Here is a 22,648-nt window from a genome sequence, read left to right as displayed (position 1 = left end):
GTTGTGTCCGCTGGTCGAATTGGCCGGATTCGTCTGCGCGTTTGTCTGTTCCTGTTTCCCCTATGTCGCCGGATGTGGCACCGAACTCCGCGCGGCTACCGGGCCACTTCCCTTATCGCCCTCCTTTATTCCCCATGCGCTCGTGGCCTTGAGAAGTAGTGCGAGTTCGCCGTCGGCCAGTTGGTCGTCCGCGTAGGACAATTGCCACATGGCCTTCCATACGCTCAGGCGCAGGTCGGGTCGCAAAATTTCCGCCAGCATCTGATCAATCATTTCTGTCTCAACCCGCACCAGCCCGTCAGGAGTCGTCGGGAGATCAGTGCACATCTCACGAAGCACCTGGTCGAAAACATCTTCTTGAATGCCTGCGGAGTCAAGAATGCCAAGTCGGTACGTGGCCGCAATCTCAAGCGGCGAGCCACCACCGTCAGCAATGACGCACAGAACCAGCAGTCGCGAGACAGCCTGCGGGCTATCGGGTGGGTAGGAACGCATAGTTTTATCCTTCTGGTTGAAACGACATGTCAATCTTGCGATTCATTGTACGGCGATTTCGGAAATGAGCTCGTTGTGGACAGGACTGCTGCCACCGATGAAGGGCATGAAGCGCTGCGCAGGCATCGCCCTCTTCCTTGCATCGTCTTGCGGATATGCATATGCATGCAGGCGCGCTTTGTTGCGTTGCAACAGGTGTGGCGCCTGTGAACGTACTTGCTGACTGGAAGCTTACTTTGCAAATCAAGCTAAACAATTTAGCCATTTTCGTTGTATTTCGATCAAAGCCAATCTTGCACGATTGACACCCGCTGCCCCTGATGATTCTATAGTCCCCTCTCACTTTTGGATGGAGTTGAACAGCATGATGAAGCCAACCGTATTATCCCTGTCGTTGGGCGCGATGTTTGCAGCCGGCGGCGGCTTTGCAGGCGCGGCCTTCGCCCAGGACGGCCAGCCGATGCAGCGCGTCGAGATCACCGGATCGTCGATCAAACGCATTCAAAGCGAAACCGCCAACCCGCTGTCGATCATCAAGGCCGACGAGTTCATCAAACAGGGATTGACCACGGCCCAGGAAGCGCTGTCGCGCATTCCATCGAACCAGAGCACCATGGGCAGCGGCAACGTCGTTGGCGGCAACAGCAGCGGCCTGCCGACCGGCGGCCAGGCCAGCGCGGACTTGCGCGGCCTGGGCGGCGACAAGACCCTGGTGCTGCTCAACGGACGGCGCCTCGCCAACCACCCGTACGACAGCTCCAGCGTCGACCTGAACATGATTCCCCTGTCCGCCCTCGACCGGGTCGAAGTGCTGCGCGACGGCGCTTCCGCCATCTACGGCACCGACGCCATCGGCGGCGTGATCAACTTCATCACCAAGCGCTCGGTCACGACCACCACCATCACCGGCGAACTGGTGCGCCCGCGCAAGGCAGGCGGCGACGAAGAGCGCGTCAACCTGTCCAGCGGCTTCGGCAACCTCGACAAGGACGGCTTCAACGTCTTCGGCGTGGTCGACTGGCACAAGCAGAAATCGATCGGTTCGCAGGAGCGCGAATTCTCGAAAACCGGGATCGTTCCGAGCCGCGGCCTGGACCTGACGTCCGGCACCACCTTCCCGGCCAACTTCTACGATGCCGGCGCCGACAAGTCCGGCAGCCCGGGCTGGGCCACCGGTTGCAATCCACCATTCTCGGTACCGAACGCGGACGGCATCTGCCGCCAGGATTACACGCGCCAGATCGACAGCATGCCCGACCAGGAACAACTGGCCCTGTTCGCGCGCGGCAGCATGAAACTCGGTGCCGACCACCTGGCCAGCCTGGAATTCCTGCATTCGCAAAACGACGTGACCTCGCGTACCGCGCCGCCGCCGCAGACCGGCCTGATCCTGCCGAACACCAGCAAGTACTATCCGAAGAGCGGCGTGTCGGGCGGACCGTTGTCGGTCAACTGGCGTCCGCTGGAAGCGGGCCAGCGCACCATCGATTCGCAAGGCAAGGCCGACCGCGTGGTGTTCGGCATGGAAGGCTTGCTGGCGGGCTGGGATTACAAGGGCGGCATCGCGCATTCGATCTCCAAGTCGAGCGAAGACTTCATGGGCGGCTACGTGGCCGACGCCTTGTTCGCGGCCGGCGTGGCCAATGGCATCCTCAACCCGTTCGCGCTGCAGGATGCGGCCGGCAAGGCTTACCTCGACAGCACCGCCCTGCGCGGCCGCGTCCAGAGCGCCGAAGTGAAAAACACCGCCTTCGATTTCAAGGCCAGCCGCGACATCATGGCCATGGGCGGCGGCCAGATGGCAGTCGCCGTCGGCACCGAGATCCGGCGCGAGACGGCCGCATTCAACGTCAACCGCGCGATCGCCTCGCAGGCGTCGAGCTCGGGCCTGTCGGGTTCGCTGTCGAAAACCGGTTCGCGCAATATCCAGGCCGTGTTCACCGAACTGAACCTGCCTTTCACCAAGGAACTGGAAGTGCAGCTGGCGGCCCGTTACGACCGCTACAGCGACGTCGGCAACACCACCAACCCGAAAGTCGGCCTGCGCTACCAGCCGACCCCGCAAGTGCTGGTGCGCGGTTCGGCCAGTACCGGTTTCCGCGCGCCGACCCTGTTCGAAAAGAACGGCCCGCCGTCGCGCAACGATACCAACGACAGCTACAACGATCCAATCCTGTGCCCGGGCGGCAAGCCGCAGCCAGGCTCGAATCCGCTACGTGATTGCAACCTGCAACAGTACAAGCTGCAAGGCGGCAATATCAACCTGAAGCCGGAAAAATCGAAGTCGTTCTCCTTCGGCGCGGTGATCGAGCCGATCCCGAGCGTGACGATCGCCGCCGACTACTGGAACATCCAGTTGAAGGACAAGATCGCCGCCCTGCCGGAACAAACCATCTACGGCAACTACGAGAAGTACAAGGCGCTGTTCCTGCGTAATCCGGACGGCTCGCCGAACGCGATCGAAAACTTCCTCAACAACCTGGGCGAAGTCAAGACCGACGGCGTCGACCTGAGCATGACCCTGCGCCTGCCGCGCACCAGCTATGGCAACTTCACCGTGACCATGGACGGTACCTACGTGCACAAGTACGACTACCAGAACGAGCGCAATGGCGAGTTCGTCCACAACGTGGGCCGCTACGCCGACATGGCGCCGGTGTTCCGCTGGCAGCACACGGCAGCGCTGAACTGGAGCAACGGTCCATGGGGCGTGAACCTGTCGCAATCGTTCAAGTCCTCGTACCAGGACCAGAACCAGGTCGCCGACGAGTTCAAGCACAAGGTCGAAGCCTACAGCCTGCTGAACCTGTCGGGCAGCTACAGCGGCGTCCAGGGCCTGACCCTGACCGCCGGCCTGAAAAACCTGCTGGACGAACAGCCGCCATTCTCGAACCAGGGCACCCTGTTCCAGAAGGGCTACGATCCGCGCTTCAGCGATCCGATCGGCCGCGCGGTGTACCTGCGCGCCAGCTACGCGTTTTAAGCCTCCTGGGCTGATATGAAAAACCGCCGGATGCACAGTCCGGCGGTTTTTTTTTCGTCTGGACGCTGGCGCGGCCGGGCGGGGCGGGGCCACGATTGCCGCCCATGCTGATCTGGAAATAGCTGCGCATGTTTGACGAACCGGGCCGGATGCGATTGCCATGGGCAGGGTGACGCGTTGAAGACCTCGTCAGCGCAAGCACCAATGCGGTGCTATTGCTTACTCATGCGCGAGGGTGGGCCGTCCCGACACTGCCGCCGAACGGCGGCTGCCCATCATGCGCTGATCGTCTTCGCAGCGCTCTTTCCACAGGGGGATCGCAACGCCGGCGCGCTCCGCCAGTGTCTTGAGAACGTCCGGCCTGGCAATCGCAAGCTCGATCAAGAGCCGCGTTGAGGTATCTGGATACGAATCCTCATTTTCGTAGCGCGAAAATGCAATCAACCCTTTGCCGAAGATCTTCGAGGCCTGTTGCTGCGTCAGTCCATAGCGCTTGCGCAGCGCAATGGACTCTTCTCCCATCAGCTGGCCGTCGTATTCCGCCTTGCGCGCGGCGAGCCTGCGCAAGTTCTCGGAATGCTGCGCGGCGACGATGCTGATGGCGCCGCACGCGTCGCAGCGCGATTCCAGAAGCTCCACGCTGACCTGCTTCTTGTTAGGGAAAAAGTCACGACGCGACACCACCTCATGTAAGGTGCCGTTCTTGCAGACACGGCAAGTCATTTTTGTCGCCATGGCAGTCATCCTTGCGTTCGTTTAAAGATGGCAGGAAACGAGCACCAACATCGGCTCGCCGTACTCATCCAATGAAAATTTCAGATAAATGGAAAGGCCGTTGGGATTTCTCTCGCCCCTTACTTCATCAAAAGGCAGGTGATATACATCGCACGCGAACATTCCGCCTCCGTCGACTTCGCACCACGCCGACTTTTGGTAATCGCCCTTGGGCCGCCGCCCGGGGCGCAGTGCGCATAGCATGCAGCCCACCTGAGCACGATCCCAACTGTAGCGCTCCATGTCCCTGCGGCATTTACGCGTAGCTACCCACACTCAAGCATCTGCCAGGACAGTGCAGGAGCGCCGCCGCCAGCGATTACAGCATGAGCGCATGGCCCTCGCGTCGGGACATATCAACGCTGATGCAGACTCCGAGCTAGCTTTGCGTCAAATCATGAAGCTCGCTCCCGATCCATCCGACACTGAAAGATTCCCGTGCCTGGAGCCCGACCATGCTGACTCTGAAAATTGCCTCCGCGCGCGATGGCGACGTGATTATCGCGGGTGCCGGCCCGGCCGGCGCCGCCGCGGCCGCCCATCTGGCCGACGCCGGCTTTTCCGTCCTCCTGCTCGACCACCAGCAATTCCCGCGCGATAAAGTCTGCGGCGACTTCGTCGGCCCGGCCGCCCTGCTCGAACTCGACAGCCTCGGCATCACCGGCCTGCCCGGCTACCGGCAAACCACGATCATCCACGAAGCCGCGCTGTACCTGAACGGGCGCCACCTGATCACCCATCCCATCCCGCGCGTGGCGGGCATGCCGGCGCATGGCCGGGTCATCGCGCGCAAGGCGCTCGACCAGTGGATCCTCGAGCGGGCGCGCGCGGCCGGCGCACGGGTGCTGGAAAACACCCGCGTCCAGGGCTTCGACAGCGGCGCCGACGGCGTCAGCGTGACGGTCAACGGCCCGGCCGGCCCGGCCACCCTGCGCGCGCAAGCCCTGATCGGCGCCGACGGCAGCAGTTCCATCGTCGCCCGCCTGCTGCGCGGGCACGCGGTGCCGGACCGCAACCGCATCATCGCCATGCGCTGCTACATGGACGGCTTGCCGGACACCGGCAAGCGCTGCGACCTGTATTTTTCGGACGACACCTTCCCCGGCTATTACTGGCTGTTCCCGACCGGTCCGACCTCGGCCAATGTCGGCATCGGCATGGTGCGCGAGACCTTGCCGCGCAACGAGGAACATCTGCGCCAGCTGATGCTGCGCCTGATCTCCAGCGACCCGGCCCTGCGCGCACGCCTCGGCAAGGCGCAACCGCGCGGCCCGGTGACCGGCTGGCCGCTGACCACCTACGATCCCGCCCTGCCCTGCGTGGGCGGGCGCGTGCTGCTGGCGGGCGACGCCGCCGGCCTGATCAACCCGCTCAACGGCGAAGGCATCCAGTACGCCATGCTGAGCGGACGCTGGGCCGCCGAGACCCTGATCGCGGCGCGCGCGCGCGACGATTTTTCGCACGCCAGCCTGCTGCCCTACGCGCAGCGGGTCGAACGCGAGCTGCGCTTCGACATGGCGCTGGCGCGCCTGATCGTGCAGCTGATCCGCAACCGCCACCTGACCCCGCTGTGGCTCGACGCGCTGCGCATCATCGTGGCGCGCGCCCGCACCGACCCTGCCTACGCCGATGTCACCGGCGGCGTGCTGGCCGGGCTGGTGCCGGCGCGCCGCGTGATGGGCGCCGACATCCTGCGCAAGACCGCCTTGCAGTCGCTGCTGTCGCTGGGCGGGATGGGCGCGCGCCACCTGCTGCGCGGGCGCGCCCATTGCGTGCGGCTCGGCTTGCAAACCGGCACGGCGGCGGCCGGGGTGGCGCTGTCGATGGCGGCCGATCCGCGCGCCGCGCTCGACTGGGGCCTGGGCGTGGCCGGCAGCGCGCTGGAACTGGGCGGCGGCGTGGCCGGGGCGCTGCTGCGCCCGGGCGGGCAGGCCATGGCGCCGCCCCCCGCCGCGCTCGGCTACGAATCGCGCTCGATCATGTAAAGCACCACTTGCTGCAAGAAGCGCTTGTGCTCGGAGTCGGGCAGCGCGCCGAAGATCAGGTCGAATTCATGCAGGGCCGCGCCGGCCAGCTGGCGCGCGCAGCTGCGCGCGTGATTGACGCCGCCGTACTTGTCCATCGTGGCGCGCACCCAGTCGACCTCGGCTTGCTGGCGCGCGCCGCGCCCAAGCGCCAGGAAGCGCCGGATGCGCTGTTTTTCATCCTCGTCGCAGCGGCCCACCGTGTGGATCAGCATCAAGGTGCGCTTGCCCTCCCAGATGTCGCCATTGATTTCCTTGCCGTACTTGCCCTCGTCGGCGTCGAGGTTGAGGATGTCGTCCTGGATCTGGAACGCCGCGCCCATGTAGTAGCCGAAGCGGTCGAAGCGGTCAAGCGGCAGCGCGCCGCCGCTGGCGATCAGCGCGCCGATGCGCAGCGGGTGCATGCAGGTGTACCAGCAGGTTTTCTTGAGCACCATGCGCAGGTAGTCTTCCTCGCTCAGGTCGGCCACGTTGTCGCGCACCCAGCCCAGTTCCAGCGCCTGGCCTTCGACCGTCTGGCACACCATGTGCTCGATTTCGTTGACGATGCGCCAGGTCAGTTGCGGGCCGACGATGGTCAGGTTGTTGAGCAACAGGCGGATGCACAGCACCTGCATGGCGTCGCCCACGTTGAGCGCGACCGCCAGGCCCTGGTCGGCCTGCAGGGTCGGCTGGCCGCGCCGGCTTTCGCTGCCGTCTTCGATGTCGTCGTGGATCAGGAAGGCGTTGTGATAAAGCTCGATGGCGACCGCCGATTCGAGCACCCGCCGCACCTCGCCCCCGAACGCGCAGCAGGCGGCGATGCACAGCGCCGGACGCAAGCCCTTGCCCGAGCGCAGCGGATACACCGGCAGCAGGTCGTACAGATAGCGCCGCGGCTCCTTGCTGGGCAGGTATTCCAGCAGGCGCGCCATGGTGATGTCCTTGTAGCGCGCCAGGCTGGCCTCGACGAAACGGGAACGCCCGGCCGCCTCACTCACCGGGCGACTCGACCTGCACGGTGAGCACGGCGCGCACCTGTTCCAGCTGGCTGGCCAGCAGCAGCCCGGAATAGGTGCCGGGCGCGGCGTCCGGCGGCACCGTCACGGTGATCTGCACCGTCGCCGCCGAGCGCGCGGGGATGAACAGCTGCTCCGGCACGAAGCCGATCCGCGCCGCCGCGAGACGGGCGCCGCTTTCGCTGAGCAGGTCGGAGCAGTGGAAGCGAAACATGTCGGTCGGGACATCGGCCGCGTTTTCCAGCGTCATCGGCACGCTGAGCGAGCCGCCCGGCGCGATCGGCTGCGGCATCTTTAACGACGCGGTGGCGTCGCCGCCCTGCTTCGGCACCGCCGCGCCGCCGCCGGGGCGCACCGTGACCACCCGCTCCGACAGCGCGCCGAGCGAATTGCTGGCCAGGACCACCATGTCAAGCAGGATGTCGACCACCTCGTGCGCGTCGCGGCGAAAGCGCTGCATCACGTCGGCGGGGTCGCCGGCGCGCAGTTTTTCCACGTCCACGAAGCGCATTTCCACCCGTTTGGCCGCCGCCACGCCGAGCGCGATTTCTTCTTCCAGGGTCGAGGCGGCCTGCTGCACGATGCGGGACGTCTTGCCGGCCATGCGGATCAGGTAATCGAGTTCGGCCCGGCTCATGCTGATGTTGTCGCTTTCATTGCTTGGCATTGCTCACAGCTCCTTGGTGTGACGATAGCGGTTGGAAAGGCGGGTACGCGTGCGCGGCGCCGGACATATCAGCCCGGCACCGGCACCGGGGTCGGCGTCGGCGTCGGCACGTCGTCGCGGCAGGCGAACAGGCGCGTGGTGCCGCGCACGGTGATGCTGGCAAACGGGTTGCCGAACACCTCGATGCCGATCGTGTAGTCGCTGCGCGCGCAGATCGGCTCGCACACGGTGATGCACACCGGCACCGGCTCGCGCGCGGCCAGCTGCATGTTCATGCTGACCTGGAGCGGCCGCTGCGGGTCGCTCGAGAGCATCACATTGGCCGGCGCCGGTTCGAACGCAATCGAGACCGGGCACGGCTTGTCGAGTTTGAAGGTGTGTTCGAGCCGGGCCGATTGCTCCGGCCAGGACACGATCGAGACGGTTTGTTCGGGCATGGCGGTTCTCCTCACAGGGTTGGCGTTCAGGTTCCGGAACGCACGGCGCCGGCCAGTTCGCGCGGCAGGGCAAACACCACGTGCTCGCGCACGCCGGGACGATTTTCCACCGGGCCGGCGCCCCACTCTTGCAGGCGCGCCACCACCTGCGTGAGCAGGACTTCGGGGGTGGAGGCGCCGGAGGTGATGCCGACGCGGCGCCGGCCCTCGAACCATGCGCGCTGCAACTGGTCGGCGTGATCGATCAGATGGGCGGCGACGTGCTGCTGGGCGGCGATCTCGCGCAGGCGCTGCGAGTTGGCGCTGGCGGGCGAGCCGATCACCAGGATCAGGTCGCAGGTGGCGGCCAGTTCCTTGATGGCGGACTGGCGGTTCTGGGTGGCGTAGCAGATGTCTTCCTTGCGCGGCCCGGTCAGCGCCGGAAAGCGCTCTTGCAGGATGTGCAGGATGGGCTTGATGTCGTCGATCGAAAACGTGGTCTGGGTCGCGTACGCCAGGCGCGTGCCGTCCCGCACCTGGAGCCGGGCGGCCTCCTCGGCGTTGCCGACGACGTGGATGGCGCGCGCGTTGGGGCCGCTGTAGTGGCCGAGCGTGCCGACGATTTCGGGATGCCCGGCGTGGCCGATCAGGACCACCTCGCGGCCGTCGCGCGCGTGGCGCCCGACCTCCATGTGGACCTTGCCGACCAGCGGACAGGTGGCGTCGAACACGCGCAGGCCGCGCGCGTCGGCCTCGGCCCGGACCCGGGGCGCGATCCCGTGCGCGCTGAACACCACGATGCTGTGCTCGGGCACCTGCGCCAGCTCCTCGACGAACAGCGCGCCGCGCGCGCGCAGGGAGTCGACCACGTGGCGGTTATGCACGATCTCGTGGCGCACGTAGACCGGCGCGCCGAACACGTCCAGGGCGCGCTCGACGATCTCGATCGCCCGCTCGACCCCGGCACAAAAGCCGCGCGGATTGGCCAACACGATTTGCATACGTCCTCCGAAGCGGAGACTGGATCAGTCCGCTTTAGAGCTTACGTGCCTGGGCCGGGGCGGGCTTGATACAGATCAAGTCCCTGATATGCCGCAAGGACGGACCGCCATGAAAAAACCCCGCCGGACGCATGTCCGGCGGGGTTTTTTACGTCCTACAAGTTTCTTGCAAGCGTACGCGGTGGCTGTCTGTCAACCGCCGCGCACTCCGGCAATTACAGGAACTTGTAGTTCAGACGTGCGTAGAACGTGCGGCCCAGCGGGTTGGTGAAGGTCGCATCGTAGCCGACCTGGAAATTCTGTCCGTTACGCGACGATGGTGGATCCTCGTCCGTCAGGTTTTTCACGCCCAGGGTAACGCTCACGTTTTTCATCGGCTTCCAGCCCAGCGCCGCGTCGAAGGTCGAATAGGCATCGACCTTGCGCACCAGCGGGTAGTCGGGGCCGACCGAGGCCAGGTCGGTGTAGTCCTTGTAGCCTTTGGTGTAGTTATGCGTCAGCGATGCATTCCACTGGCCGATGGCGTAGGTCGCGCCAAGGGTATGGCGGTAGCGCGGGGTCGGACCGAAATCCTTGAAGTCGCCCAGGTCGCTCACTTCCGGCGAACCTTGGTACTGGTAACCATGGTCGGTGTAGTAGGTGACGTCGTAGTTGGCGCCGATGGTGCCCATGTCGCCCATCTTCTGGCGATAGTTCAGGTTCAGGTCGACGCCGGCGGCGAAGAATTTACCCGTGTTCACGCGCGGCAGGGCCACGTAGGAGAGCGGGAAATCCTTGTTGGTGCTGCCCGGATAAACAATGCCGGTGGCCGGATCGTAGCGATAGAACTGGGCCACGTTGCCGACCGGATCGTTGAACACCGTGGTTTCGGACATGGCGTTGATCGACTTGTCGATCTTCACGTTCCAGTAATCGATCGAACCGCTGAACGTTGCCGTCGGCTGGAATACCAGGCCCACCGTGAACTGCTTCGATTTCTCGGGCTTGAGGTCCGGATTGCCGCTGTTCTGGGTGCTCAGCTGAACGTCGCACTCGTCCTGCAGTTCGCCAACGGTGTTGACGCTGTTGACCGGCACCCCGTTCGGGCAACGGATCGGATCGCTGAAGCTGGCCGAGGTATTGTTGATCGCCTTCGGGTTCAGGTTGTCGACCAGGGTCGGCGCGCGGAAGCCGCGCGCCACCGAACCGCGCATCATGATGGCGGTGCTCGGACGATAGGTGAAGCCGAGTTTCGGGCTGATGTTGTCGAACTCGGTGCCGAAGCCGTTCTTGTACTTGTCGTAGCGCGCCGCGGCGGTCAGTTCAAGGTCCTTGTAGACCGGGATGATCGCTTCGGTGAACAGGCCGAACACCTCGCGGTCGCCCGACACGCTCGGAATTTCGCCGGCGCCGCCGACTTCGTCGCCCGAGGCCAGTACTGGCGAGGAAACCTGTTTCAGCTCTTCCTTGCGGAACGAGGTACCGACCGAGAAGCCAACCGCGCCATAGGGCAGGTTGTAGATCTCGCGCGACATCTTGTAATCGAATTCTTTCGAGGTCGAGGTGCCGCCGTTCTGGAAGCCGGTCAACTGCGAACCGAGCAGGCCGGCCAGGCTGGCCGCGTCCTGCGTGCCGAACACGTTGATTTCGCCGGAATCGACCAGCGGTTTCAGCTTGGCATAGCTGAAGCGGCCAGGACCGAAGGAAATTTCCACTTCATTCTTGGCGTAGGTGAGCGCGGTCTCGTAATCCCAGCCGGCCAGATTGCCCTTGGCGCCGACCACGACCCGGGTGTTCTCGGTGGTGGTCAGGTCGTTGCGTCCGCCGCCGGGCACGGTACGCCAGGTACCCGTGATCGGACCGGTCGGGGTCACGTCCATGTCGGCGGCGAGCACGGTTTCCGCCGTGGTGACGCTGCCGTTCGGCATTTTGTAGCCGGCTGGCAGTACCAGGCCCTTCGGCAGCTTGACCGTTTTCGGGTAGAAGCGGCCATTGGCCGGATAACGCATGGTTTCGGTGTACGGCGCCGGCGACGACGCCGAGATCATCTTGTCGCGGGTATAGGCCGCTTCGGCGAACAGTTCGTGGTTCTCGCTGAGCTTGAAGACGGCGCGCGAGACCAGGTTCGAGTGCTTCGCTTCCGGAATCAGGTCGATGTACTTGACGTAATCGGTGCCGCAGCCCTTTTCGCTGATGACCACCAGCGCGAACTCGGGATTGTCGCAACCGTTGTAGCGGTACGGATTGACGCCGACATACTTGTTGCCGAGGGTATCGCCGAAATTGAGGTTGGGCACGCCGTTACGCGGCGACGCCTTGTTCAGGCCGAGGTCGGGACGTACCGAGGTGGTCGAGAAGCTGCGCTCGCTGGCGGTCAGCTTCTCGTTCTCTTCGTGATTGGCGCTGACCAGCACATTGAAGCGGTCGGTCGCGATGTCGCCGAAGCCGGCCGTGATATTGAAACTCTTGGTGTTGCCGCCACCCTGGTCGACATGGGTCTTGAAGGCGGACATTTCCACGCCCTTGTAATCCTTGCGCAGGATGAAGTTGATCACGCCGGCCACCGCATCGGCGCCGTACACGGCCGAGGCGCCGTCGCGCAGCACTTCGATGCGTTCGATGGCCGACAGCGGGATCGAGTTCAAGTCGACCGGATTGTTGCCGACCGCATAGTTGGCCACGCGGCGGCCGTTCAGCAGCACCAGCGTGTAGCGCGCGCCCAGGGCGCGCAGGTTGGCGGTCGACGGCACGCCGGAGGCGCCGACGTTGTTGGCGGTGACGCCGCCGCCGAAGTTACCCGGAATCAGGTTGACGAGGTCTTGTGCGGAGGTGGCGCCGGTGCGCTCGATGTCTTCGCGGCGAAGAATGGTGACAGGCAGCGCGGTTTCAGCGGCGACGCGTTTGATCGACGAGCCGGTGATCTCGACGCGCTGCATCGAATTGTCCTGTGAAGCGGTCTGGGCGACGGCTGGCAATGCCGCAAGGCCGAGGCCGACTGCGATACCGCCCGAAAAGACCAGGCGCAGTGAACGCGATAAAACGGTTTCTGTCATCATGTGTGAATCCCTTGATTTTATATAATATTAGTATTAACACCATCTCTTTTGGAGGGTGCATCAATTTAAGTAGCGAACCTCGCGGTGGCACGTTCCGGATCGCGGACACGTCCCGATGCAAGGTACAACAGCCGAGTTTTGGGTAACCTTGTCTCCGTCGGCTGAAACTTCTTCACTTCGCTTAAAGCGACTTTCTCCAACTGGCGCCGCACTTCTGTGCTTTTCTGCCAATCAAGCCCAAGATAGAAACATATGGGAATAATTGATGTCAACGGTAAACACACAATATGTATATAAACAACAGCCGTGGTCGCATGCATACGATTGCACTGTAGTTTCTTGCATACGGAACAGAAATTTGTGATTGAATAAAGGAAATTAATTGCAGGGGTTGGCAATGCGCAGCCGTGCCCGCTTAGAATGCAGGCACGTGGAAGCGCGCCATACTGCGCATGGCGGCGTTCGACATGGGCGCCGGTCGCGGCGTGGGGAATAATGAGCGGGCGACGGCGCCTGGCGCGCCGCCGTATCACCTGATCAGGAGAGGCGCGGGGCTGCTGGCGCAAGCCCCGCTGTGCTTCAGTGCCGCATCTTCAGCCGGTCGCGCCCGCCTCAGGCTGGCGCACGCTGGCGGCGCTGGCGCACCGCCTCGGCCAGGCCTTCGAGCACGGCCACGCTGCTGTCCCAATCGATGCAGCCATCGGTGATCGACTGGCCGTAGACCAGTTCCTTGCCCGGCACCAGGTCCTGGCGCCCGGCCACCAGGTGCGACTCGACCATCACGCCGACTATCCGGCGGTCGCCGCCGGCCACCTGGGCCGCGATATCGGCGCACACCGGCACCTGGTTTTCCGGCTTCTTGGAACTGTTGGCGTGCGAGGCGTCGATCATCAGGCGCGCGTCCAGGCCCTGCGCGGCGATCTGCTGGCAGGCCAGGTCCACGCTGGCGGCGTCGTAGTTCGGCGTCTTGCCGCCACGCAGGATGATGTGGCAATCCTCATTGCCGTTGGTCGACACGATCGCCGAATGGCCGCCTTTGGTCACCGACAAAAAGTGGTGCGGCTGCGACGCGGCCTTGATCGCTTCCACCGCGATCTTGATATTGCCGTCGGTCCCATTCTTGAAACCCACCGGACACGACAGCCCGGACGCCAGTTCGCGGTGCACCTGCGACTCGGTGGTGCGGGCCCCGATCGCGCCCCAGCTGATCAGGTCGGCGATGTACTGCGGACTGATCACGTCGAGGTATTCGGTGCCGGCCGGCAAACCGAGCTCGTTGATGTCGCGCAGCAGCTCGCGCGCCATGCGCAGCCCGTCGTTGATGCGGAAACTGTTGTCCATGTACGGATCGTTGATCAAGCCCTTCCAGCCGACCGTGGTGCGCGGCTTTTCGAAGTACACGCGCATGACGATTTCCAGTTCGCCCTTGAAGCGCTCGCGCTCGCCGATCAGGCGGCGCGCGTATTCCATCGCCGCCCGGGTATCGTGGATCGAGCAGGGGCCGATCACCACCATCAGGCGGTCATCCTGGCCGTGCAGGATGCGGTGCAGGGCCACGCGCGAGCTTGCTGCGGTCTGCTCGGCGCGCTCGCCGCAGGCGAACTCGCGGATCAGATGGGAGGGCGGGGTCAGTTCCTTCATTTCGCGGATGCGTAGATCGTCGGTGCGTGGCATGGTGTTCTCCGTGGCTGGTATTTCAAACTGGAATCAAACTGGCTGGACAAAAAAAAACCGCCATGATTGGCGGTTTCTCTGGATGATGCTGGATCTCGTCGTTGCTACGTGAACCTGCCGCTACTCCACCGCCTTTAGGTTGGAATTGCTAAAGTAAAAGTAGCAGGTAAAGAAAACGACGTTGTGCATGGCAAGATCCGAAAGTGGTGCAAGGACTATAACAACAATTCCTGCAATTTGGCAAGCTGTTTTATCGGCGTCCGTCACGTCCTCACGGCACAAGCGGTTGCGCGCTTCCCACAACAGGGGCGCCGATGCCTGTCACATTTGATCCAGATCAGTTGTGCAAACGTCTCGGGTGCAAAACTCAGTCACCGAGCCCCCTGCCGGACTTTGCGCCAGATCAAACACGGTCAACTTTTCCAGTCAGATAGATTGACCTGGATCATGGCTTTTCAAAGCGGACGGGGCAGTCATTCGCTTTGTGGAGCCTGTCATGAAAGAAACCATTATCTCCCGTTCGCTGCGGCGCCTGTTCGCCGGCGGCAGCGCCGCCGGCCTGGCCCTGCTCTCGTGCGCCGCCCAGGCGCAAACCCCGGCGCCGCCCGGCCCCCTCCCGCGCGTCGAAATCACCGGCACCCTGATCCCGCGCGCCACCAAGGAAACGGCGGCCTCCGTCATCACCCTCAACCGCAACGATATCGAGCGTTCCGGCAAGACCACCGTGGCCGAACTGCTGCAGACCCTGGCGGTCGACAACCAGGGCTCGGTGCCGTCGAGCTTCGGCGGCGGCTTCGCCAGCGGCGCCTCCGGCATCTCGCTGCGCGGCCTGGGCACGGCCTCCACCCTGGTGCTGCTCAACGGGCGCCGGGTGGCCCCCTACGGCCTGGCCGACGACGGCCAGAAAGTCTTTTCCGACCTGAACATCATCCCCACCGACGCCGTCGAGCGGGTCGAAGTGCTCAAGGACGGCGCCTCGGCCATGTACGGTTCGGACGCGATCGCCGGCGTGGTCAACGTGATCCTGCGGCGCGACTTCCGCGGCGCCACCGTGCGCGCCAGCTTCGGCCAGTCGCGCGAGCACGACGGCAACGACGGCGTCGCCGCCCTCACCTGGGGCAAGGGCGACCTGCAAGCCGACCGCTACAACCTGCTGGCCAGCCTGGAGTACGGACGGCGCGCCGAGATCTGGAACCGCGACCGCGCCGGCCGCGCCTACATCGGGCGCGGCGACCTGCGCCCGTGGGGTTTCAGCGCCCAGGAAACGCTGGGCGGCACCGGCGCCATCACCAACAACAATACCGCCGGCAGCGCCATCAACGGCAATGTGCGCAACCCGGACACGCTCGATTACACCAACCGCGGCAACCTGGCCGGCGCCGGTTTTACCCGCACCTTTCCGGGCGCGGCCTGCGCCAACTTCACCCGCCATCCGCAGGGCGACCCGGGCGGCGGCTGCCTGGTCGACGCAGCGCAACTGTACAACCAGATCCAGCCGCGCCAGGAGCGGATCAACTTTTTCGGGCGCGCCACCTTCCAGCCCACGCCCGGGCTGCAAACCTACGCCGAACTGAACCTGTACCGCAGCGAGTCGGCCACGTCGTCCACGCCGTCGGCGGTCAGCGGCGCGGTCGGCTCGCCCGCCGGGCCGGTCAACAGCGCCGCGGTGGCGCTGGGCGCGGCCCATCCCGACAATCCGTATTTCGGCACGCCGGCGCGGCTGCGCTACATGGCCGCCGATGTCGGTCCGCGCATGAGCCGGATCGACTCCGACTTCGTGCGCTTGCTGGCCGGCGTCAAGGGCAGCGCAGGCCCGTGGGAGCTCGACACCGCCCTGCTGTTCTCGCAAAACCAGGTCAGCCAGGAACGCAGCCGCTACCTGCAGCGCGACGTCATGTTCGCCCTGCTCAATCCCACCGCGGCCAATGTGGCGGCGGCCGGCGCCAACCCGGCCTACGCCGCGCTGGCGCCGGGCAGCGTGTGGCGCATCGCCGAGAACGCCGGCATCGATTCGCCGGCCCTGTACGCGGCGCTGGCGCCGACGCTGCACAACGATGCCAAGAGCCGCATCGCCCAGCTCGACATGCGCGCCTCGCGCGAACTGGCCGCACTGCCGGGCGGGCCGCTCGGGATCGCGCTCGGCGGCGAATTCCGGCGCGAAACAGCCGAGCTGGAAGCGGTCCCCGGCACCGAGCGCGGCAACATCGTCGGCCTCGGCTACTCGGCCTACAAGGGCGGGCGCAACGTGGCCGCGCTGTACGGCGAGGTGCTCGCGCCGGTGCATCCGACCGTCGAACTGTCGGCCGCGCTGCGGGGCGACCACTACACCGACGCCGGCGACTCCTACACGCCCAAGTTCGGCGTCAAATGGACGCCGGTGCCCACCTTCGCCTTGCGCGGCACGTATGCGCGCGGCTTTCGCGCCCCCAGCACGGCCGAAAACGGCGTCGGCGGCCTGGCCGCGTTTTCCACCGCCATCGATCCCCTGCGCTGCGGCCTGGGGGTCGAGACCGCCTGCGCCCCGGCCGGCGTGGCCATCATCACCTCGCCCAACCCGGCGCTGTCGCCCGAAAAATCGCGCAGCATCAATGTCGGCATGGTGTGGGACCCGTACAAGCGCACCAGCATCGCGCTCGACCTGTGGGAAATCAAGCGCAAGAACGAAATCAACCAGGAACAGAGCGATGCCGCCATCGCGGCCGGCCGCATCGCGCGCGATCCGAGCAGCGCCGCCGTGCCCGGCGACCCCGGACCGATCACGGCGGTGCTGGCCAGCTACGTCAACTCGGCCAGCACCGAGGTGCGCGGCGCCGACCTCGACCTGACCCAGCGCGTCAACTTCGGACCAGGCACCGGCGAAGCGACCATCAACGCCAAGTGGACCCACCTGTTCAAGTGGCTGCGCACCGAGCAGGACGGCAGCGCGCGCGACTTCGCCGGCACCCATGGCAACTGCGACGTCACCAACTGCGTCGGCACGCCCGACGACCGGGTCAACTTCAGCCTCTCGTGGGAGCGCGCCGCCTGGCGCGTGGGGGCCAACGTCAACTACCGGGGCGACCTCAAGAACACGCTGTTCAAGAACGACCCGGCCGGTTGCGCCAGCCATTTCGCCAATGGCGATGCGGCCCCGGCCGGCTGCGAACTGCCGTCCTTCACCACGGTCGACCTGACCTTCCGCTGGAAGCCGGGCACGCGGGTCGAAGTGTTCGGATCGGCGCAAAACATTTTCGACAAGACCGCCCCGCTCGACCCGCTGACCTACGGGGCCACCGCCTACAACCCGCTCGACCATGCCGGCGCCGTGGGGCGTTTCTTCACGGCCGGCGTGCGTTACACCTTTTAAGCAAGTGTGCCGAAATGATGCGCAATTGACGCGCACTTGCTGATCACCACCCTCTCACTGGAGCACTACATGACTGCAAATGCGATTGCAAAAACGCGTGAAAAAAACATGTCCGCCGCTATCGGCCGCCTGTGCGCCGGCGGCGCCCTGCTCGGCGCCGGCGTGCTGGCCCTGCCGGCCCGGGCCCAGGCGCCCGCCGAGGGCGCGCAGCCCATGCAAAAGGTCGAAATCGTCGGCACCTCGATCCGGCAGCGGCTGGCCGCACAAACGGCGCTGCCGATCACCACCCTGCGCGCCGAAGACTTCGCCAAGCAGGGCCTCTCGACCGTGCAGGAAGTGCTGGCCACCATTCCCATGAACCAGACCTCGACCGGTTCGAGCCAGTCGGTCGGCTCCGGCACCGGCGGACGCGCCACGGCCAACCTGCGCGGCCTGGGCAGCGACAAGACCCTGGTGCTGCTCAACGGCCGGCGCCTGGCCAACCACCCCTTCTTCGCCGACACGGTCGACCTGAACATCATTCCCGTGGCCGCGCTCGAACGGGTCGAAGTGCTGCGCGACGGCGCCTCGGCCATCTACGGCAGCGACGCCATCGGCGGCGTGATCAACTTCGTCACCAAGCGCTCCTACCGCGGCATGGAAGTGAGCGTGGAAGCGTACCAGCCGGCCGGCTCGGGCGGCGGCGACGAGCAACGCATCAACCTTACCGGCGGCTGGGGCGACCTGGCCAACGACGGCTACAACCTGCTCGGCATCGTCGACTTCCACCGCCAGTCCGCACTCATGGCCACCGACCGCGACTTCGCGCGCACCGGGGTGCGCCCCGAGCGCGGCCTGAACCGCACCAGCGGCACCACCTTCCCCGCCAACTTCTATTCCGACGAGGGCATCTCGGGCAACCCCAGCCATGCCAGCGGCTGCCAGCCGCCCTACTCGATGCCCAATGCCGGCGCGGCGCCGACCTGCCGCTTCGACTATACCCAGTTCGTCGACTTGATTCCACTGACCAAGCAGGAAACCTTCCTCGGCCGCTTCAGCAAAAAACTCGGGGCCGACCACACCGCCACGCTGGAATACCTGCATAGCCGCAGCACCAACGAAGCGCACGTGGCGCCGCCGCCGCTGGCCGGCATCGGCCTGACCATGAGCAATGCCAGTCCTTTCTATCCCGGCGCCGGCATCACCCCGGCCGTGGCCGGCCTGGCCGGCGAGCCGCTCGACATCAGCTGGCGCCCGATGGTGACCGGCAAGCGCGAAGGGCTCGACGTGAGCCTGACCGACCGCCTGCTGGCCAGCATGGAGGGCACGGCCGGCGGCTGGGACTACAACGCCGCGCTGTCGTATGCGGTGGGGCGGGCGCGCAGCGCGTTCACCGGCGGCTACGTGGTCGATGCGCGCATCATCGAGGGCGTCGGCAACGGCTTGCTCAACCCCTTCGGCGAACAAACCAGCGCCGGCAACGATTTTCTGGCCCGGTCGCAGCTGCTGGGCGAGTACCTGCGCGCCAAGATCAAGAGCGGCGCCATCGACGTCAAGGCCAGCCGCGAACTGATGACCTTGCCCGCAGGCCCGCTCGGATTCGCGCTGGGCGGCGAATTCCGGCGCGACGAAGCCGACTACCGGGTCAACCGCGCGCTGGCCAGCCAGGCCTCGAGTTCCGGCTACGCCGACGCCCAGGACCAGAGCGGCAGCCGCAATATCGGCGCCGTATTTACCGAGCTCAACATCCCGGTCATCAAGGACCTCGAAGTCAACCTGGCCGCGCGCTACGACGACTACACCGATTTTGGCCACAGCTTCAATCCCAAGGTGGCGCTGCGCTGGCAGCCGACCAAACAGGTGCTGGTGCGCGGGTCGTTCAACAAAGGCTTCCGCGCGCCCACCCTGTACGACCTGCACGGGCCGCAGACCACGACCAATACCAGCAATACCTGGAACGATCCGGTGCTGTGCCCGGGCGGTACCGCTGTTCCGGCAGCCAATCCCAATCTCGCCTGCGACCAGCAGCAAAACCGCCGTCAGGGCGGCAATCCCGACGTCAAGCCGGAACGCTCGCGCACCTACAGCGCCGGGATCGTGCTCGAGCCGGTCAATAACCTGACCCTTACGGCCGACTACTGGGATATCCGGCTCAAGGACCAGATCAGCGCGCTGGCGGAAGAATCGATCTTCGGCGACTACCAGAAATACCAGAACCTGTATTTCTACAATGCCGCCCGCACCCGGCTCGATTACGTGCTGGCAATCACCCAGAACCTGGGCGAGGTCAAGACGCGCGGCGTCGACCTGGGCCTGCTGTGGCGCCTGCAGCGCGGCCATTGGGGCAACTTTACGCTGGGGGTCGATGGCACCTATGTGGACCGCTACGACTACCAGAACGAGCGCAACGGTCCGTTCACCATCAACGCGGGCCGCTATGCCGATGCCAGTCCGGTGTTCCAGTGGCGTCACACCGCCACCTTGGGGTGGACCCGGGGGCCGCTGAACATGATCCTGTCCAACCGCTACCTGTCCGGCTATGACGACCAGCCCGACGCGAACGGCGTCGTGCCCGGCCGCGTCGGGCATTACTCGACCTGGGCCCTGGCGGGCACGTATACAGCCAACCGGAAGGTCAGCGTAACGGCCGGCGTCAAGAACCTGCTGGACGAAGACCCGCCCTTCACCATCCAGGGCACCACGTTCCAGCAGGGCTACGACCCGCGCTACACGGACCCGCTCGGGCGCACGTTTTACGTGAGGGCGACCTACAAGTTCTGACTGTCCGAGCACGGCCAGCCGGCACTGGCCAGAAACGCGGCGGGCGCACCAGAAGTGCGCCCGTCGGGAACTTGCCTGAGCCGTCAGCGCCGGCAACTGCCAGCGGCGACGGCGGGCGATTTACGCGGTACCGCCCACGATCACGTCTTCGATGCGCAGGGTCGGCTGGCCCACGCCCACCGGCACGCTCTGGCCTTCCTTGCCGCACACGCCCACGCCGGAATCGAGGCGCATGTCGTTGCCGATCATCGATACGCGGTTGAGCACGTCAGGTCCGTTGCCGATCAGGGTGGCGCCCTTGACCGGGTAGGTGACCTTGCCGTTTTCGATCATGTAGGCTTCGCTGGCCGAAAACACGAACTTGCCGTTCGTGATATCGACCTGGCCGCCGCCGAAGTTGACCGCGTACAGGCCGTTCTTGACCGAGGCCAGGATTTCTTCCGGGTCCTTGTCGCCGCCGAGCATATAGGTATTGGTCATGCGCGGCATCGGCAGGTGCGCGAACGATTCGCGGCGCGCATTGCCGGTCACCGGCATCTTCATCAGGCGCGCGTTCATGGTGTCCTGGATGTAGCCTTTCAGGATGCCGTCTTCGATCAGGGTGGTGCACTGGGTCGGATTGCCTTCGTCATCGATATTGAGCGAACCGCGGCGGTCGGCCAGGGTGCCGTCATCGACCACGGTGACGCCCTTGGCGGCCACGCGTTCGCCGATGCGTCCCGAAAACGCCGACGAGCCCTTGCGGTTGAAGTCGCCTTCGAGGCCATGGCCGATCGCTTCGTGCAGCAGCACGCCGGGCCAGCCCGGTCCGAGCACGATGGTCATCGGGCCGGCCGGCGCCGGGCGCGCGTCGAGGTTGACCACGGCCGCCTTGACCGCTTCGTCGGCGTAGCGTTCGAGCACCACATCGTCGAAATAGCCATAGTTAAAGCGGCCGCCGCCGCCGGACGAGCCCATTTCGCGCCGTCCGTTCTGCTCGACGATGACCGTCACCGAGACCCGCACCAGCGGACGGATATCGGCCGCCAGCACGCCATCGCTGCGCACCACCAGCACCACGTCGTATTCGCCGGCCAGGCCCGCCATGACTTGCACCACGCGCGGATCCTTGGCGCGCGCCATTTTTTCCACGCGTTCGAGCAGCTTGACCTTGGCGGTCGCGTCGAGCGAGGCGAGCGGATCGTTGGGCAGGTACAGCGAGCGTCCGCCCACCGGGGTCATCGAGGACGCCACCTTGATCTTGCCGGCGCCGGCGCGCGCAATGGTGCGCGTGGCGGCGGCCGCGTCGAGCAGGGCGCGTTCCGAGATTTCATCGGAGTACGAAAAGGCGGTCTTGTCGCCGGACACGGCGCGCACGCCCACGCCCTGGTCGATCGAAAAACTGCCGGTCTTGACAATGCCTTCTTCCAGGCTCCAGCCTTCGCTCTTGGTGAACTGGAAATACAGATCGGCGTAATCGACCTTGTGGGTGAACATCGTGCCCAGGGTGGTGAGCAGCTTGCCTTCGTCGAGGCCAAAGGGCGTCAGCAGCACATCGCGCGCGACAGCCAGGGAGGAGAGATTCGGTTCGAACGGTGTCATTTTGCGGGTCTTTCAGTGTGGATCAGCCATTGTGCCATAGTCGGCCCGTTACAGTAGCTCGCAGGGCGGCTCGCAGCGTCGCTCACAGTTTTCTGTGCTTGAGTGCGGGCAAGCTTTCGCGCACACCCGCCAGGAAGGCGGCATCGAGCGCGCCGCTGACGACGCCTTCGCCCTCTTCCAGCAGCGCCTTGACCTCGCCCCAGGGGTCGATCAGCATGCTGTGGCCGAAGGTGCGGCGCCCGTTGACGTGGGTGCCGCCCTGGGCCGAGGCCAGCACGTAGCACTGGTTTTCGATGGCGCGCGCGCGCAGCAGCACTTCCCAGTGCGCCAGCCCGGTGGTGTGGGTGAAGGCGGCGGTGACCACGATCAGCGCGCACTCGCCCATGGCCCGGTACAGCTCGGGAAAGCGCAGGTCGTAGCAGACCGACAAGCCGACCCGCCCGAACGGCGCCTCGAACGCCACCACGGCTTCGCCCGGCACGATGGTGCGCGCCTCGTCATAGTTTTCGCTTCCCTTGGTGAAACCGAACAGGTGGATCTTGTCGTAGCGCTGCACCGGCGCGCCTTGCGGGTCGTACACCAGGGTGGTATTCATGACGCGCCCGGCGTCCGATGACACCAGCGGCAAGGTGCCGCCGATCAGCCAGATGCCGTGCTGGCGCGCCAGTTGCGCCATGCAGTCCTGGATCGGACCCTGTCCGGGCGCTTCGGCGTGGGCCACCTTGTCGGTGTCGCTCATGCCCATGATCGGCCAGTATTCCGGCAAGGTGACCAGGGTGGCGCCGCGCGCGGCCGCCTCGCCCACCAGCCGGCGCGCCGTGGCGATGTTCTCGGCGACATCGGGGGTGCTGATCATTTGTACTGCGGCCACGGTCGTCATGTCTCGGTCTCCAG

General features: G+C 65.3%; 15 protein-coding genes. 4 read left to right on the top strand and 11 right to left on the bottom strand.

Annotated features, from left to right (window positions below; genetic code table 11):
* Positions 1–60 precede the first annotated feature (60 nt).
* The gene (locus tag F2P45_RS16330) at positions 61–495 is read right to left on the bottom strand and encodes a TerB family tellurite resistance protein (protein ID WP_166877095.1); all 435 of its coding nucleotides are present in this window, start codon (positions 493–495) and stop codon (positions 61–63) included.
* Between the two features lie 364 nt (positions 496–859).
* Between F2P45_RS16330 and F2P45_RS16325 the strand changes: the two genes are divergently transcribed.
* On the top strand, positions 860–3,478 hold the full coding sequence (locus F2P45_RS16325) for a TonB-dependent receptor (protein ID WP_166877092.1): 2,619 nt from the start codon (positions 860–862) through the stop codon (positions 3,476–3,478).
* Positions 3,479–3,697: 219 nt separating this feature from the next.
* Here the strand turns inward: F2P45_RS16325 and F2P45_RS16320 are convergent, their stop codons facing one another.
* Together F2P45_RS16320 and F2P45_RS16315 are read right to left on the bottom strand one after the other, a co-directional pair.
* Positions 3,698–4,213 carry a type II TA system antitoxin MqsA family protein gene (locus F2P45_RS16320; RefSeq protein ID WP_166877089.1) on the bottom strand — a complete coding sequence of 172 codons (516 nt, stop codon included), beginning with the start codon at positions 4,211–4,213 and terminating at the stop codon, positions 3,698–3,700.
* Between the two features lie 21 nt (positions 4,214–4,234).
* On the bottom strand, positions 4,235–4,495 hold the full coding sequence (locus F2P45_RS16315) for a hypothetical protein (protein ID WP_166877086.1): 261 nt from the start codon (positions 4,493–4,495) through the stop codon (positions 4,235–4,237).
* Positions 4,496–4,707: 212 nt separating this feature from the next.
* Here F2P45_RS16315 and F2P45_RS16310 point away from each other — a divergent pair, with 212 nt between their 5' ends.
* On the top strand, positions 4,708–6,237 hold the full coding sequence (locus F2P45_RS16310; protein ID WP_166877083.1) for an NAD(P)/FAD-dependent oxidoreductase: 1,530 nt from the start codon (positions 4,708–4,710) through the stop codon (positions 6,235–6,237).
* On the opposite strand, the gene F2P45_RS16305 is transcribed toward F2P45_RS16310, so the two are convergent.
* The 6 genes from F2P45_RS16305 to aroG all read right to left on the bottom strand — a co-directional run bounded on the left by F2P45_RS16305 (position 6,213) and on the right by aroG (position 14,067).
* Complete coding sequence (locus F2P45_RS16305; RefSeq protein WP_223164763.1) at positions 6,213–7,256, bottom strand: polyprenyl synthetase family protein; 1,044 nt, start codon at positions 7,254–7,256, stop codon at positions 6,213–6,215. The two genes, F2P45_RS16310 and F2P45_RS16305, sit on opposite strands and share 25 nt — an antisense overlap.
* A complete protein-coding gene (locus F2P45_RS16300; protein ID WP_166877080.1) occupies positions 7,249–7,941 on the bottom strand; it encodes a COG1470 family protein in 693 nt (230 codons plus the stop codon). Before F2P45_RS16300 ends, F2P45_RS16305 begins: the two co-directional genes overlap by 8 nt.
* Before the next feature lie 68 nt (positions 7,942–8,009).
* Complete coding sequence (locus F2P45_RS16295) at positions 8,010–8,378, bottom strand: hypothetical protein (protein WP_166877077.1); 369 nt, start codon at positions 8,376–8,378, stop codon at positions 8,010–8,012.
* A gap of 26 nt (positions 8,379–8,404) precedes the next feature.
* Positions 8,405–9,358 (bottom strand): 4-hydroxy-3-methylbut-2-enyl diphosphate reductase, encoded by a 954-nt coding sequence (gene ispH, locus F2P45_RS16290; RefSeq protein ID WP_166877074.1) that lies wholly within the window; start codon positions 9,356–9,358, stop codon positions 8,405–8,407.
* Between the two features lie 215 nt (positions 9,359–9,573).
* Positions 9,574–12,393 carry a TonB-dependent receptor plug domain-containing protein gene (locus tag F2P45_RS16285; protein ID WP_166877071.1) on the bottom strand — a complete coding sequence of 940 codons (2,820 nt, stop codon included), beginning with the start codon at positions 12,391–12,393 and terminating at the stop codon, positions 9,574–9,576.
* Positions 12,394–13,005: 612 nt separating this feature from the next.
* Positions 13,006–14,067, bottom strand: a complete 1,062-nt coding sequence (gene aroG / locus F2P45_RS16280) for a 3-deoxy-7-phosphoheptulonate synthase AroG (RefSeq protein ID WP_166877068.1) — start codon at positions 14,065–14,067, stop codon at positions 13,006–13,008.
* Positions 14,068–14,563: 496 nt separating this feature from the next.
* On the opposite strand from aroG, the gene F2P45_RS16275 reads away from it, so the two are divergent.
* Both F2P45_RS16275 and F2P45_RS16270 read left to right on the top strand, forming a co-directional pair.
* Entirely contained in the window at positions 14,564–17,413 is a 2,850-nt protein-coding gene (locus F2P45_RS16275; protein WP_166877065.1) for a TonB-dependent receptor, read from the top strand.
* Positions 17,414–17,521: 108 nt separating this feature from the next.
* Positions 17,522–20,173 carry a TonB-dependent receptor gene (locus F2P45_RS16270; protein ID WP_166877062.1) on the top strand — a complete coding sequence of 884 codons (2,652 nt, stop codon included), beginning with the start codon at positions 17,522–17,524 and terminating at the stop codon, positions 20,171–20,173.
* 120 nt (positions 20,174–20,293) lie between these two features.
* Here the strand turns inward: F2P45_RS16270 and tldD are convergent, their stop codons facing one another.
* Positions 20,294–21,754, bottom strand: a complete 1,461-nt coding sequence (tldD, locus tag F2P45_RS16265) for a metalloprotease TldD (RefSeq protein WP_166877060.1) — start codon at positions 21,752–21,754, stop codon at positions 20,294–20,296.
* Between the two features lie 82 nt (positions 21,755–21,836).
* Positions 21,837–22,634: a carbon-nitrogen hydrolase family protein gene (locus F2P45_RS16260; RefSeq protein WP_166877057.1), complete on the bottom strand. Its 798-nt coding sequence runs from the start codon at positions 22,632–22,634 to the stop codon at positions 21,837–21,839.
* Between the last annotated feature and the right edge of the window lie 14 nt (positions 22,635–22,648).

Source organism: Massilia mucilaginosa, from assembly GCF_011682145.1.
Lineage (GTDB): Bacteria > Pseudomonadota > Gammaproteobacteria > Burkholderiales > Burkholderiaceae_D > Telluria_A > Telluria_A mucilaginosa.
Note: the sequence above shows the minus strand (reverse complement) of the source record. Positions and strands in the feature narration are given on the sequence as shown.